A 14,889-nucleotide genomic window follows, 5' to 3' on the forward strand; every position below is an offset into this window, starting at 1 on the left:
CCGCCCGTGCTGGCCGACTGGGCGGTCGCCGATCCCGAGGACGGCTGGTGGTAGGCCTATGAGTGGTCGAGCAGCCTTTTGAGGACCTTGCCACTCGGATTTCTCGGCAAAGTGTCCATGAATACCACGTCGCGCGGCACCTTGAACCGGGCCAGTCGTTGAGCGACATAGGATTTGACGTCGTCGGCGCTCAGTGCGCGTCCCGGCCTGGTGACGACGAAACTGCGCAGTCGCTGCCCGAACTCGACATCGCCCACGCCGATCACCGCGGCCTCGGCGATGTCGGGATGGCGTTCCAGCGCGTCCTCGACCTCGCTGGGGAACACCTTCTCGCCACCTGAGATGACCATCTCGTCATCCCGACCGTCGATAAAGAGTCTTCCTGCGCTGTCGAAATGGCCGACGTCCCCGCTGGACAGCAAGCCGTCGACGATCTCCTTGTTGCCGCCGCCGGTGTAGCCCTCGAACTGCATGACGTTGCCGACGAAGATGCGGCCCGGGGTTCCGGTCGGGACGGGCCTGCCGTGAGCGTCGAGAATCCGTACCGCCGAACCCGCCACCACGCCACCGACACATCCCGGTTCGGTCGCCAGATCGGCAGGCGTGGCGATTGTCGCGAATGCCACCTCGGTGGAGCCGTACATGTTGTAGACGACCGGCCCGAAGGCATCCAGCGCACGTCGGCACAGACCCGCGCCGAGCTGCGAGCCGCCGACGAAGATGACCCGCAGGTCGGAAAAATGCCCGACCGGCTGCTGATCCAGCATGCGCCGCAGCATTATCGGCACCACGATCAGCGCTGTCGCACGATTGATGCGCAGGCTCTCCAACGTCTTAGCTGGGTCGAACTCGCGGCGGATCACCAACGTCGATCCCAGCACCAGTGCCATCATCGCCTGGCTGAACCCTAGGGAATGAAACAGTGGCACCGCGCATTCGGTGACCTCTCGTGCCCGGAACGGCACTTTGCCGAACAGTCCGCCCACCGGGATGAGCGAACGCGGCTCCGAGCGCGCGGCACCCTTGGGGGTTCCGGTGGTGCCGCTGGTCAAGATGATGATCTTCGGCCGGGTGTCTGGGGGTGCCGGCGCGGAGCCATCGCTCTCAGAGATCAGCTGGTCGAGCGAGTCGGTGTTGGAATCGTTGTGCCATGCCAGAAACCGGCCCACGCGCAACGGAAGGCTCGACACGGAGTCGCCGAACTCCTCGTCGTAGACCAGCAGGTCCACTCCCTCGCGGGCGACGACGTCGGCCAACTGGTCGCGGCCGAACCCCGTGTTGAGCAGAATCAGGCGGGCGCCGCACTTGGCCGCACCGAACACCGCATCGTAGAAACCACGATGGTTTCGGGTCAACACGGCGACCCCGGCCCCTGCCCGCAGCCCGCGGCGCCCCCATCCGGCGGCGACGGCATCCGACCGGCGATCGAGCTCACGGTAGGTCAGCGGTCCGTGTTCGTCGATGATGGCCACACCGTCGGGGTCCCGAAGCGCGGCGATCGTCGTCCCGGCACCCATGAGCCCGTACGTGTTGAGGGCCTTGAGCATTCTGGCGAGCCGGCGGACCGACAGTGGGCGCACCACACCGCTGCGCAACAGCACTGCCGCAGACCAGACCTCCAACCTGGAGCGGCGCACCAGGTTGGTCAGTAGCGCGATCAACGGCCCGCGCGACGCACCGCGTTGACCACCCCGCGTACCGCGGACTCGGTGGCGGCCAGCGGCGACAGCACCGCCTCGCCGACTCCCACGATGCGCTCGACCCGCTCGACGATCCCTTCCATCCGTCCGACCACCGCGTCCAGCCTCGGCGCCAGTTCGTCGATGCGGGCCAGCGTGGAGTTGAACACGCCAAGGGTTTCCTCGAAGTACTCGAGGGTGCCGTTCATTCCGCTCATCGTCGTGTTGAGATCGGTGAGCGCCTCGCTCATCCCGGTCAGGATGGTGTCGAGCTGGTCGACGGTGACATCGGCGTTGAGTGCTGCCTGTGCCAGGGTCTTGAGCCGGTCGCGACCAGTGCGGGGCGGTGGCGTCTTGTCAACCATGAGCTCAGTCTTACAGCTTGCTGGCTGCCTCGGTGTCGAGAAGCCAAACCGTGGCCTCGAAGCCGACCGCACCGGCCGCGGGCACGTCGTCTGGGCTGGCGCCGCCGATGGCGTCGGCGACAGCATCGGCCTTGGCCGCGCCCGACACCACCAGCCACACCTCGCGCGACCGCGTGACGGCGGGCAGCGTCAGCGTAATCCGCCGGGGCGGCGGCTTGGGGGAGTCCGCGACGCCGACGACCAGACGGGTGGTTTCCGCGACGGCCGGGGTGTGCGGGAACAGCGAGTTGATATGACCTTCGCCGCCCATCCCGAGCAGATGTACGTCGAAAGCCGGTGTGGGTTCACCTGGCTCGGCGGTGGCCGCCAGCACGCCCTCGTAGGCCAGCGCGGCCGCCTCCAGATCGTCGCCGAACTCACCGTCGCTGGCGGCCATCGGGTGTACATTGCCGGCCGGGATGTCGATGTGATCGAGCAGCGCTTCGCGGGCCTGCTTGTCATTGCGCTCGGCGTCGTCGGCGGGCACAAAGCGATCGTCGCCCCAGAAGATGTGCACCCTGGCCCAGTCGATCGCCTCGTCGTGCGCGCCCACGTGCTTGAGCAGGCCGATACCCGTTCCGCCGCCGGTTAATACGATGAACGCTTGCCCACGGGCCGCGATCGCGGATGTGATCGCCTCGACCAGGCGGTCGCCGACGGCGGTCACCAAGGCTTCGGTGTCGGCGTATGTCTCGACGATGCGGGTCATACGTACTGCACCTTGTCGATGCCGGCCAGCGCCTCGTGGTAGATCTCGTCGGCATCGAGCCGGCGAAGATCCTCGGCCAGGCACTCACGGGTCTCCCGGCGCGGCAGCGGCAGCAGGGCCTCCGGATGCGAGGTACGGGTCAGGGTGGCGGTGATGCCCTCTTGCGGCCGGCTCAGCGTCACCGTCTCCGAAGCGCGCACCAACTCGACCCTCAGGTCGCCGACAGCGCGCTGCACCGTGCCGTCGACGCGGCTGGCCAGCCAACCAGCCAGAATATCCAGGGCCGGTTCGTCTTTCAGCCCCGACACGACCACCGATGTGATCGGCTCGTACGGCGGTTGATCCACTGCCGAGGCCAGCAGGGCTCGCCAGTAGGTGATCCGGCTCCAGGCGAGGTCGGTGTCGCCGTCGGTGTAGCCCTGCAGCCGGCCCTTGATCGACGCCAGTGGGTCCTCCGCCGATGTCGCGTCAGTGATCCGGCGAATAGCCAGGCGGCCCAACGGATCCTCGGCGGGAATCGCCGGGGCGGTACCTGGCCACCACGCCACTACCGGCGTATCGGGCAGCAGGAACGGCAGCACGACGCTGTTGGCATGGTTGGCCAGCGGGCCAGAGATTCGCAACACCACGACTTCGCCGGCGCCGGCATCGGCGCCCACCCGCAACTGGCCGTCCAGTCGCGCGTCGGTAGCCAACCGGTCGTCGGGCACCACGACGATGATGCGGCAGGGGTGTTCACGGCTGGCCGACACCGCGGCCTCGATGGAGTCCTCGACCAGATCCTCGGTGTCGGGCGCGATGACCAGCGTCAGCACCCGGCCCAGGGTGATCGCCCCGCCCTCTTCGCGCAGCGCGGTGATCTTCTTGTTGAGGGTATTGGTCGTCGTGTCCGGCAGATCGACAATCACTTCTGTTGTCTCCGCTCTTCGCTGGCGCTCATCACGGTCTTCTCCATTCCCGCCCGGACCGCTGCAGCACCTCGAACGCCGAGTCCGGCCCCCAGGTACCCGACTCGTAGGGATCCGGCTTGCCGTGGGTGGCCCAGTAGTCCAGTACGGGATCGAGTATGTCCCAAGACAATTCGACCTCGGCATTGACCGGGAACAGCGACGGCTCGCCGAGCAGCACATCGAGGATCAGCCGCTCGTAGGCCTCCGGTGAATCCTCGGCGAAGGCCGAGCCGTAGGAGAAGTCCATGTTGACATCGCGGACTTCCATTGCGCTGCCCGGTACCTTCGAGCCGAACCTCAGCGTGATGCCCTCGTCGGGCTGGACACGGATGACCAAGGCGTTCTTGCCCAACTCTTCGGTCATCGTCGCGTCGAAAGGTAGGTGTGGTGCCCGCTTGAACACCAGGGCGATCTCGGTGACCCTGCGGCCCAACCGCTTTCCGGTTCGCAGATAGAACGGCACACCGGCCCATCGCCGGGTGTCGACCTCCAGGGTGATCGCGGCGAACGTCTCGGTGGTGGAGGTCTTGGAGAACCCCTCCTCGTCGAGCAGGCCGACGACCTTCTCGCCGCCCTGCCACCCCGCGGTGTACTGACCCCGCGATGAGGTCAGATCCAGCGGCTTGGCCAGCGAGGTGGCCGAGAGCACCTTGATCTTCTCGGCCGTCACCTCGTGCGGATGGAAGCTGACCGGCTCTTCCATCGCGGTCAGCGCGAGCAGTTGGATCAGGTGATTCTGGATGACGTCGCGCGCCGCGCCGATCCCGTCGTAGTAGCCCCCGCGGCCGCCGAGGCCAATGTCCTCGGCCATGGTGATCTGCACGCTGTCGACGTAGTGGCTATTCCAGATCGGCTCGAACAGCTCGTTGGCGAAGCGCAACGCCATGATGTTCTGGACCGTCTCCTTGCCGAGGTAGTGGTCGATGCGGAAGACCGAATCCTCGGGGAACACGCTGTTGACCACTTTGTTGAGCTCGATGGCGCTCTGCAGGTCGTGGCCGAACGGCTTCTCGATCACTACCCGGCTCCAGCGGCCGTCCTGCTGGCGGGCCAGCTCGGACTTCTTCAGCTCCTCGCACACCACCGGGAACGCATTCGGTGGAATCGACAGGTAGAAGGCATGATTGCCGCCGGTTCCGCGTTCGACGTCGAGCTTCTCCAGGGTCTCGGACAGTCGCGTGAACGAGGCAGGGTCGTCGAAGGTGCCCTGGACGAAGCGGAATCCCTCGGCCAGCCGATCCCACACTTCCTGGCGAAACGGGGTGCGCGCGTACTGGCATACCGCGTCATGGACGATGTTGCCGAAATCCTCGTCCTTCCAGTCCCGTCGGGCGAAACCGACGAGCGAGAACGACGGCGGCAGCAGCCCACGGTTGGCCAGGTCGTAGATCGCCGGCATCAGCTTCTTGCGCGCGAGGTCACCGGTCACGCCGAAGATCACCACGGCGCACGGCCCGGCGATCCTCGGCATCCGCTTGTCGCGCTTGTCGCGCAGCGGGTTGTGCCAGGTGTCGGGGGCCGGCGCCATCAGCCCCGGTACGGGACGGTGGGTCATTTGGCCGCGGCGTCGAGCTGTTCCTGGGTTGCGTCGAGCAGTTCCTGCCACGACTTCTCGAACTTATCCACGCCCTCGTCTTCCAGCACCACGAACACGTCGGGCAGATCGATGCCGACTCCCGCGAGCTTGTCGAACACCTCCTGCGCTGCCGCGGCGGTGCCGGTAATCGTGTCACCGGTGACCACGCCGTGGTCGGCGACCGCGTCAATCGTCTTCTCCGGCATGGTGTTCACCGTGTTGGGAGCGACCAGCTCGGTGACGTAGAGCGTGTCGGAGTAGTCGGGGTTCTTGACGCCGGTGGAGGCCCACAGCGGCCGCTGCACCAGGGCACCGGCCTGCGCGAGCGCACCGAACCGCTCACCGCCGACGAACACCTCCTCGTAGGCGGCGTAGGCCAGCCGTGCGTTGGCCACGCCGGCCAGCCCACGCAGCGCCAGCGCCTCGTCCGACCCGATCTTCTCCAGCCGCTTGTCGATCTCGGTGTCCACTCGGGACACGAAAAACGAAGCGACCGAATGGATCTTGGATAGGTCATGACCAGCCTGCTTGGCGGCCTCCAGCCCGGCCAGGTACGCGTCGATCACCTCGCGGTGGCGCTCCACCGAGAAGATCAGCGTCACGTTGACCGAAATGCCCTCGGCCAGAACCGCGGTGATCGCCGGCAACCCTGCCTTGGTGGCCGGGATCTTGATCAGTAGGTTTGGCCGGTCGACGATCTTCCACAGCTCGATGGCCTGCAGGACGGTCTTGTCGGTGTCGTGGGCCAGCCGTGGGTCGACCTCGATCGAGACCCGTCCGTCGATACCGTCGGAGGACTCCCACTGTGGACGCAGCACGTCGCACGCCTCGCGGACGTCATCGGTGGTGACGGTGCGGATGGTGGCGTCGACATCGGCACCGCGCTCGGCGAGCTCGGAAACCTGTGCGTCGTAGGCATCACCGTGCGACAGCGCGGCCTGGAAGATCGACGGGTTGGTGGTCACACCGACCACGCTGCGGGTGTCGATCAGTTCCTGCAGGTTGCCGGTCCGCAGCCGGGTCCGGGATAGATCATCGAGCCAGACGGACACGCCGGCGGCGGACAGCGCCGCGAGGTTGGGATTCTGCGCCATGACGGTTGCCTCTCGTTGTATGTCGGGTAATCAGTTGTCGATTGCGCGTTCCGCGGCTGCGGCGACTGCTTCGGGGGTGAACCCGAACTCGCGGAACAGGGTCTTGTCGTCGGCGGACTCGCCGTAGTGCTCGATGGAGACGATCTCGCCGGTGTCGCCGACGTACTTGTACCAACTCTGTGCGATACCCGCTTCCACCGCGACGCGGGCCGACACGTCAGGCGGCAGCACGCTGTCGCGGTATTCCTGCGGCTGCGATTCGAACCACTCAACGCAGGGCATCGATACCACGTATGCCCTGATGTCTTTGTCCGCCAACAGTTTTTGTGCCTCCACGGCCAACTGCAGTTCGGAACCGGTGGCGATGATGATGACGTCGGCGTCGTCGGTGGGATTGCCGCCGCCGAGCACATAGCCGCCCTTGGCCACACCGTCGGAGCTGGTGCCTTCCAGTACCGGGATACCCTGGCGGGTCAGGATGAAACCGACGGGGCCGCTGCCATTGCCCCTAGCGATGATGCTTCGCCAGGCATAGGCGGTCTCATTCGGATCGCCCGGACGCACCACCGACAGTCTCGGGATCGCCCGCAGCGCGGCCAGGTGCTCGATGGGCTGGTGCGTCGGACCGTCCTCACCAAGGCCGATCGAGTCGTGGGTCCAGATGTAGATGGTGTCGATGTCCATCAGCGAGGCCAACCGGACCGCGCCACGCATGTAGTCGGCGAACTGCAGGAATGTGCCACCGAAGGCGCGGGTCGGCCCGTGCAGCGCGATGCCGGACAGGATGGACCCCATCGCGTGCTCGCGGATGCCGAAGTGCAGCACCCGGCCGTACCAGTCCGCGGTGTAGTCCTCCGTCGAGATCGACGGTGGGCCAAAAGATTTCACGCCGTTGATGGTGGTGTTGTTACTGCCCGCCAGGTCCGCCGAGCCACCCCACAGTTCGGGCAGCTTAGGGGCGACGTCGTTGAGCACCTTGCCGAATGCGGCGCGGGTGGCCAGCGGCTTGGAGCCCGGCTCCCAGTACGTGAGGTCGGCATCCCAGCCGTCAGGTAGCTCGTTGGCCAACAGCCGGTCCAGCAGGGCCTTGCGCTCCGGCTCCCGCTGCGCCCAGGCGTCGAAGTCGCCCTGCCACTTCTGGTGAGCCTCGCGGCCCCGGTCGACGAGTTTGCGGGTGTGCTCGATGACCTCGTCACTCACGTCGAACGACTTATCCGGGTCGAAGCCCAGCACCTTCTTGGTGGCCGCGACCTCGTCGGCGCCCAGCGCTGAGCCGTGCACACCGCCAGTGTTCATCTTGGTGGGTGCCGGATAGCCGATGATCGTGCGTACCGCGATGAACGACGGCTTGTCGGTGACCTTCTTGGCTTCCTCGATCGCCGCCTGGATGCCGACGACGTTCTCGCCGCCCTCGACGACCTGCACGTGCCAGCCGTACGCCTCGTAGCGCGCCGGAGTGTCTTCAGTGAACGCGATGTTGGTGTTGTGCTCGATCGAGATCTCGTTGTTGTCCCAGAACACGATCAGGTTGCCCAGCTGTTGGGTGCCCGCGATCGACGACGCCTCGGAGGTGACGCCCTCTTCCATGTCGCCATCGGAGGCGATCACGTAGATGTAGTGGTCAAACGGGCTGGTGCCCGCGGGGGCGTCGGGGTCGAACAAGCCGCGCTCGTAGCGCGCCGCCATCGCCATCCCGACGGCCGAGGCCAGGCCCTGACCCAGCGGTCCGGTCGTGATCTCCACACCCTTGGTGTGCCGGAACTCCGGGTGACCCGGAGTCTTGGAACCCCAGGTGCGCAGCGATTCGATATCGGAGAGCTCCAGGCCGAACCCGCCCAGATACAGCTGCAGGTACAGGGTCAGGCTGCTGTGGCCGCAGGACAGGACGAACCGGTCCCGGCCCAGCCAGTGGGTGTCGCTGGGGTCATGCCGCATCACCCGCTGGAAGAGCGTGTAAGCCAGGGGAGCCAGGCTCATCGCGGTACCTGGATGCCCGTTGCCCACCTTCTGGACCGCATCGGCGGCCAGGACTCGCACGGTATCGACGGCTTGTGAATCGACCTCCGTCCAGTCCTCGGGGTGGTGTGGCTGGGTCAGCGCGGCAATCTCTTCGACAGTTGTCACTAACTGGCTCCTGGCATCGTCAGATGGGCTGGCAAGCTGGGGTGGTCCTCTTTACCCTAATGCCGGTCGGCACCTTGCTGCATAGTGCTCCTACCAGCGTTACCCGCGGGTGAAGCTCTACACCTGGAACTGTGTCATCACGATGTAATCGCCGTGAATCGACCCTTCGGTTCGGTAAGTGCAACGGCGGCGTCTACCATCCTCTGTAGTAGATCGTCGACAGGTCTGTCAGGAGTCGGTTGCGTGAGAGTTCGCGAAGTGCACCTCGTTGACGGGGCGCCGATCCGATTCCGCGACAGACTGCTGGGTTACCTGGCTCTGACCAAACCCCGCGTCATTGAGCTGCTGCTCGTCACCACCATTCCGGCCATGCTGCTGGCCGGCCGCGGCAACGTCGACCTCCCGCTGATTCTCAATACGCTGTTCGGCGGGCTGTTGGCCGCCGCGGGCGCCAACACGCTGAACTGCGTCGCCGACGCCGACATCGACAAGAAGATGAAGCGCACCGAGCGCCGGCCGCTGGCCAGGGCTACGGTGCCGCGCAGCCACGCGCTGGTGTTCGGGCTGGTGCTGTCGGTGGCGTCGTTCTTCTGGCTGTGGTGGACGACGAATATGCTCTCGGCGCACCTGGCCGGGGCCACTATCGCCTTCTACGTGCTGGTCTACACCCTGCTGCTCAAGCGCCGCACCTCGCAGAACGTGGTGTGGGGCGGGGCGGCCGGCTGCATGCCGGTGATGATCGGCTGGTCGGCGGTGACCGACACGATCGGCTGGCAGGCGCTGGTGATGTTCGCGATCATCTTCTTCTGGACGCCGCCGCACACCTGGGCCCTGGCGATGAAGTACAAGGACGACTACGCCGCCGCCGGCGTGCCGATGCTGCCGGTGGTCGCCACCGAGCTGCAGGTCACCAAGCAGATCCTGATCTACACCTGGCTCACCGTGCTCGCCACGCTGGCGCTGGTGCCGGCGGCCGGCTGGCTCTACGGCTCGGTGGCTGCGCTGGCGGGCGCCTGGTTCCTGGTCATGGCGCATCGCCTGCACGCGGGAGTGCGCCGCGGCAACCCGGTCAAGCCGCTGAAGCTGTTCCTGCAGTCGAATAACTACCTGGCCGTGGTGTTCGTGGCGCTGGCGGTCGATTCGGTGCTGGCGCTGCCGACGCTCTTCAGCTAGGCGTAGCGCCGGACCCGGTTGCGGTTCTGGCGGCGAGAACATTCGGGTAGACGATGCCCAGGTTGCCGTCGATGGCCACCTCGCTTCCGGTGACAACGCCCGCGTCGGTGGCCCGGATCCCGCTGACCGCCGGGATTCCGTACTCCCGAGCCAGAATGGCGCCGTGGGCCAGCATGCCGCCGGTCTCGATCACCAAACCGGACAGCAAGGGGAAGACGCTGGTCCATCCGGGGTCGATGTTCGGCGCTATCAGGATGTCGCCGGCTTCGACATCGCCGAGGTCGCGCAGCGAGGTCACTACTCGTGCGGTGCCGCGCGCGGTTCCTCTGCTGATACCCGTTCCGCGCAACGCCCCTTCGGGCGGATCACCGTCGTCGTTCATGGCTTGCGGCAGGTCGGTCTCGATGTCGTCGAAGAGGAAGGTGGCAGGTGTGCGACGCAGATAGATGGCGTAGTCGCCACGGCGACGGTTCACGGTGGCGGCCAGACCGGTCTCGTGGGGCGCGCCCTCGACAAGGGTGGTGAACTCGGTCCTGGTGAGGAGGAAGACATCCTCGGGGTCGGACAGGACACCCCGCTCGGCGAAGCGCTGACCTTGCTCTAGGACCAGCGACCTCATGTGAGTGATGAGGTAGTCCAGGTAGTAGCGCTGGTTCTCCCGGTACCGGGTGTACTGCCGGACAGTCTCGGTCAGCCTTTGGAGGATCAGCCGCCGGATCCTGCCGACAGGACCGCGGCCGACGGCGGCGATCACCGCGTTCTCGGCGTTGATTCTGCGCACCTGCGCGACGTGTTCGCCGGCCTGCGAGATGTCGGCCGTCCGTGACCGCAGCCTGGCCCGAACCAGCTCGAGGATGACGTCGGGTTCCTCATGCCAGCGTGGGCGGGCGATGTCCCGGCTGGCCGATCGATGTCCATGCCGGCTGATAAAACCGTCGTAGTGCTGCCAGAACCCGGACTCGCGGAAGCGCGAGCGTAGCGAACTGTATTCCTCGCCGGCCGCGATCGCTGTGGTCAGCGGGTCGTGTGCCATGGATTCCTTTGCCAGCGCAACGATTTCGTTGTTCAGCGCGGCGGTGCGGGTGTCGTCGAGCCCGCCAATCAGGTGTTGATAGAGCTCGCCGCTGTCATCGGAGCACCACACGCGCAGCATCCGGGACAGGGCGGCGTGCAGAAAGGTGTTGTAGATCGTCATGCCCCAACGGACCACGCGGAAGTGTTCGCGTCCCAGCGCCTCTACCCGATGAAACTGGAGTTGCCATGCTTCGGGACCGAGAGCCGAATAGTCCTGGCTCAACAGGGGTGCGATATCACGTTCGATGATCGCGCAATGTTCTTCGAGTGCCACCAGGTTGCGCTTGAGTCCGCTGCGCCGTCGATCCCGAAGCGGCGCCAGCAATGCCAGCATCGTCAGCCGGGGGTTCCAGGATTCCTGATCGACCCATTCGTCCACCTGCGGCGGAAACCACTCGCTCGCCGCGGTCCTACGCATCGACTTCGGCAGGATCTGCAGTCCCGCGGCGTAATAGCGCGCGCTGAAATAGGCGTATCCCTGGTAGAGCCGGACCGGCTGGGTTGCGGCCAGGTCGGGACGGCCCTGCAGCGCGGCCATCTCCTGGAACGCTGCCTCGGTGATCCAGGGCACCATGAGTTCGCCGGGAAGCGGTAGGGAGCATTCCGAGAGGTACTCATCGCCAAAGCGGCGTGACCAGATATCTGCCGGGTTGTCGCTGGGCAGTGTCGTGATGGGGCGATCCTGCAAGACGTAGAGGGTGGCCTCAGCGATGGCCCACTCGAGATCCCGGCGCGGGCCGATGGTGTCGTTGACCACTTGGGCGAGCTGCCAGAGTTCGCGGATCTGTTCATCGGTCAGGCACGGGCGTTCACGACGGTCCGCGTCGACTTCCCGTTCGACGATGCCGCCGTCCCACACGATCTCACAGTGCTTGGTTCCGATTCGTCGTTCGAGAATGTCGCCGGTCGTCCGGTTCAGCCGGATGTGATCGGGAGCGGTGTGGCCGGACACCACCGCCTCGCCCAGGCCCCACGCGGCGTCGATGACGATCTCGTCTGCGAACGGGTCCAGCGGATTGGCGCTCAGCAGCACGCCTGCGACCTGCGGGCGCACCATGCGTTGGATGATCAGTGCGATACCGGTTCCGTCGGTGTTGTCGTGAGCGGAACGGTAGGTCACGGCGCGCGTCTTCTCCAGGGCAGACCAGCAGCTGCGCACGGCGGCACACAACGCGGCCAAGGAATCGATTCCCAGGACCGTCTCGTAGACGCCGGCGAACGAGGCGTCCTCCAGATCCTCGGCCACTGCCGAACTGCGGACGGCCCACAGTTCCCCGGAATGCTCCCCACCGACGCGCTCCCACCATGCCGGCAGTGCGTCGGCCAAGAGTGACTGGCGTGCAACGGGATCCAGCGAGATGGCGGCGTCGATGCACCACGCTTCGGGCACGGTGAGACCGGCCCGCAGTAGTCGGATCAATCCGGTGGCCTTACCACCGAGGCTTCCGATGTCTCCGGTCGTTGTCGCCTGCAGACGTGTGATCATCGCCGGGGCGCCCTGATTGCGTCGACCAACACAGGCACCAGTCGTGGCGCCCACCTCAACGCCTCGAAACCGCCTGCATGCCAGGTATGTTCGACAATCCCCGCGCCGGCGAGGCGCCGGCCGTCGACGTGCGCTTCGAACCGGGTGTGGGTTTCGTCGAGCAGCATGCCGCTCTTGAAGAGGGGAACGTCGCTGGTGGCTGTCCCGGTGACGTGGTAAGACCCGCCGTGCGCGTCACGGATCGTCAGATGCAAGCCGGCCACCCTGTGCGGGCTCTGCCAGGAGTACTCGAGGTCAAAGGAATCAATGGCCACACATTGCCCGGCCCGGTAGATGAACCCGGATTGGGTCTGCGAGCCAGGCTCGCCCGTTTGTGAGGCGGTGAAGGCGAAGTCACCGTCGAACTGGGCCGAGATCCACTCCCAGCCGGTGATGGTCGCCCAGTCTCGTGGTCCCCATGACTTGTCACGGGTACCGAATCCCACGATCTCGTGGTGGCGCCCACGCAGGCGGGTCACGCCTGTGACGGCACCGGGGTGCTCGAAGTGACGTGCTGCCAGCACATGAGCCCCACCTGACTCGGCGAAGTCGAACGGCGAGGCCAGCGCGGTCCAGGTCAGGTCGATGCTGTCCTGGCCGGAAAGCGTGATGCGCCAACTCTGTAGCGGCTCGTTCATGCGGAGCGTCAGCCGGCCGACCCGGAAGCCGTCGCGCATTGACGGTGCCGTCGCGACTTTCTGGTTGATCGCCGCGTAGACGAACTCCCGCCGTCCCCCGCGCATCGTGATCACCACCGCGTCCGCGGTGCCTTCGCGGGCGCGGTAGCCGAGTCGCGCCAATCCGACCGTGTCCTGGGCGACCCAGTTGAAGTAGAAGCTCTCCTGCCAGTGGTCCTGCCGTCCTGGTGGATGGAGTTCTTCGTCGCTGTCGGTCAGGGGAGTGAGCATCCTCACATTAGAATGTAAGCGTTTACTCGCTTTCAACTTGTATCCGCGCTAGCGTTCCTGGCATGGCCTCTGGTCTGCGTAAAAAGCCCCAGCAACAACGCGCCAAGGACACCATCGAGCGCATCGTCGATGCGGGTGCTCGCGTTCTGGTTCAGTACGGCTACGACGGCGCCTCGACGAATCGCATCGCGCAGGAGGCGGGCCTGAGCCCGGGCTCGGTGTACCAGTACTTTCGTGACAAGGATGCGATCGTATTGGCAGTGGTGGAACGCCTCAACGACGACCTGGGCCGCCGGATCGCCGCGGCGTTCCCGTTGACCACCGAGCTATCCCTTGACGAGCTGGCGCGAACCGTCGTGACCTCACTTGTCGATGCGCTGTCATCCCAATCGGATCTTCTCGCGGCATTCCTCGACAGGGTGCCTCGGTTGGCTGACGGCAGCCCGTTCGGTGGTCTGCTGAGTCGCGCCGGCGAACTGACCTACCTCCAGCTGGTTGCCAACCGGGAATGGGTGCGCCACGAGGAGTTCGACGTGACGACGTGGTTCATCGTGCAGACCACCTCGCACCTGGCGTTGCGTTATGTGATTGACAAGCCTGCGATCTCGCGTGATCGGTTCATCGAGGAACTCACCGCACTGCTGGTCACGTACGCCTATCGGACCGCCGGCGAACCGCAGGTCAGGGCAGCAGCACTATCGAGCCCGTCGTCTTGCGGCCCTGCAGATCGCGGTGCGCCTGGGCCGCCTCGGCCAGCGGGTAGTGGCCGCCGACGGTGATCGTGATCGAGCCGGTCGAGATCGCATCCAGCAATTCACCTGCTCGCCAAGCGAATTCATCCGGCGTGCGGGTGAAATGCGCGAGATTGGGTCGGGTCAGGTACACCGATCCGGCGGCGTTGAGCCGCTGCGGGTCCACCGGCGGCACCGGCCCGCTGGAAGCGCCGAACAGGGCCAGTGTGCCGCGAATGGCCAGGCTGGCCAGGCTGGCGTCGAAGGTGGTCTTGCCGACCCCGTCGTACACCGCGGCGACCCCGTGGCCGTTGGTGAGCTCGCGGATCGTGGCGGCGAAATCACCAGGTTCCTCGGGGTAGTCGAGCACCTCGATCGCCCCGGCCTGCCGCGACAACTCGGCCTTCTCCGGGCCGGAGGCCGTCGTGATCACGCGGGCGCCCAGGCTGGTCGCCCATTGGGTCAGGATCAGTCCGACACCACCCGCTCCGGCGTGTACAAGCACGAAATCGCGGGCCTGCACTGGATACACCGACTTGATCAGATAGTGCGCCGTCATCCCCTTGAGCAGTGCGGAGGCGACCGCGTCCGACGGGACGTTATCGGGCACGTAGGCGACGAAATCAGCTGGAGCCGTGCAGAACTCGGCGTAGGAACCGGACGCCATGGCGGTCACCACCCGGTCGCCGGGCTTGATCGCGGCGACGTCGTTGCCGACGGCGGCGACCGTCCCGCACACCTCAGTGCCCAGCACGAACGGCAGCTCCCGCGGGTAGAGGCCCGAGCGGAAGTAGGTCTCGATGTAGTTGACGCCGATCGCGTCGGCTTCGATGAGCACCTCGGCGGGGCCGGGTTCGGGTTTCGGCTTCTCGACGTAGTTCAGGACCTCGGGGCCGCCCGTCTCGGCGACTTCGATTGCGTGCATGTCACTATCATCCCCGC

12 protein-coding genes are annotated in these 14,889 nt (G+C 66.0%); 2 read left to right on the top strand and 10 right to left on the bottom strand.

The features are described 5' to 3' along the window. Window positions 1-56 precede the first annotated feature (56 nt). The 7 genes from G6N38_RS24270 to tkt are packed head-to-tail and all read right to left on the bottom strand — an operon-like array spanning window position 57 to window position 8,536. Complete coding sequence (locus tag G6N38_RS24270) at window positions 57-1,661, bottom strand: AMP-binding protein (protein WP_163750516.1); 1,605 nt, start codon at window positions 1,659-1,661, stop codon at window positions 57-59. Continuing rightward, window positions 1,658-2,044, bottom strand: a complete 387-nt coding sequence (locus G6N38_RS24275) for an ATPase (protein ID WP_163750517.1) — start codon at window positions 2,042-2,044, stop codon at window positions 1,658-1,660. The genes G6N38_RS24270 and G6N38_RS24275 overlap by 4 nt, the downstream gene beginning before the upstream one ends. Window positions 2,045-2,054: 10 nt before the next feature. Next, entirely contained in the window at window positions 2,055-2,792 is a 738-nt protein-coding gene (gene pgl, locus G6N38_RS24280; RefSeq protein ID WP_163750518.1) for a 6-phosphogluconolactonase, read from the bottom strand. Next, window positions 2,789-3,700 (bottom strand): glucose-6-phosphate dehydrogenase assembly protein OpcA, encoded by a 912-nt coding sequence (opcA, locus tag G6N38_RS24285; protein ID WP_163750519.1) that lies wholly within the window; start codon window positions 3,698-3,700, stop codon window positions 2,789-2,791. Before opcA ends, pgl begins: the two co-directional genes overlap by 4 nt. A 31-nt stretch (window positions 3,701-3,731) precedes the next feature. Then, window positions 3,732-5,297, bottom strand: coding sequence for a glucose-6-phosphate dehydrogenase (gene zwf, locus G6N38_RS24290; RefSeq protein ID WP_163750520.1), 1,566 nt, complete (start codon window positions 5,295-5,297; stop codon window positions 3,732-3,734). Further along, on the bottom strand, window positions 5,294-6,412 hold the full coding sequence (tal, locus tag G6N38_RS24295; RefSeq protein ID WP_163750521.1) for a transaldolase: 1,119 nt from the start codon (window positions 6,410-6,412) through the stop codon (window positions 5,294-5,296). The genes zwf and tal overlap by 4 nt, the downstream gene beginning before the upstream one ends. Window positions 6,413-6,442: 30 nt before the next feature. Next, window positions 6,443-8,536 carry a transketolase gene (tkt, locus tag G6N38_RS24300; RefSeq protein WP_163750522.1) on the bottom strand — a complete coding sequence of 698 codons (2,094 nt, stop codon included), beginning with the start codon at window positions 8,534-8,536 and terminating at the stop codon, window positions 6,443-6,445. A 243-nt stretch (window positions 8,537-8,779) separates the two neighbouring features. On the opposite strand from tkt, the gene G6N38_RS24305 reads away from it, so the two are divergent. Continuing rightward, window positions 8,780-9,709: a heme o synthase gene (locus G6N38_RS24305; RefSeq protein WP_163750523.1), complete on the top strand. Its 930-nt coding sequence runs from the start codon at window positions 8,780-8,782 to the stop codon at window positions 9,707-9,709. Here the strand turns inward: G6N38_RS24305 and G6N38_RS24310 are convergent. Continuing rightward, the gene (locus G6N38_RS24310; protein ID WP_163750524.1) at window positions 9,702-12,269 is read right to left on the bottom strand and encodes a PEP/pyruvate-binding domain-containing protein; all 2,568 of its coding nucleotides are present in this window, start codon (window positions 12,267-12,269) and stop codon (window positions 9,702-9,704) included. The genes G6N38_RS24305 and G6N38_RS24310 overlap by 8 nt on opposite strands. Continuing rightward, a complete protein-coding gene (locus G6N38_RS24315; RefSeq protein WP_163750525.1) occupies window positions 12,266-13,216 on the bottom strand; it encodes a DUF7064 domain-containing protein in 951 nt (316 codons plus the stop codon). The genes G6N38_RS24310 and G6N38_RS24315 overlap by 4 nt, the downstream gene beginning before the upstream one ends. 62 nt (window positions 13,217-13,278) lie before the next feature. Between G6N38_RS24315 and G6N38_RS24320 the strand changes: the two genes are divergently transcribed. Further along, window positions 13,279-13,995 carry a TetR/AcrR family transcriptional regulator gene (locus G6N38_RS24320; protein ID WP_163750526.1) on the top strand — a complete coding sequence of 239 codons (717 nt, stop codon included), beginning with the start codon at window positions 13,279-13,281 and terminating at the stop codon, window positions 13,993-13,995. On the opposite strand, the gene G6N38_RS24325 is transcribed toward G6N38_RS24320, so the two are convergent. Then, on the bottom strand, window positions 13,898-14,872 hold the full coding sequence (locus tag G6N38_RS24325; protein WP_163750527.1) for a quinone oxidoreductase family protein: 975 nt from the start codon (window positions 14,870-14,872) through the stop codon (window positions 13,898-13,900). The two genes, G6N38_RS24320 and G6N38_RS24325, sit on opposite strands and share 98 nt — an antisense overlap. Window positions 14,873-14,889 lie beyond the last annotated feature (17 nt).

It is taken from the genome of Mycolicibacterium helvum (genome assembly GCF_010731895.1).
GTDB lineage: Bacteria > Actinomycetota > Actinomycetes > Mycobacteriales > Mycobacteriaceae > Mycobacterium > Mycobacterium helvum.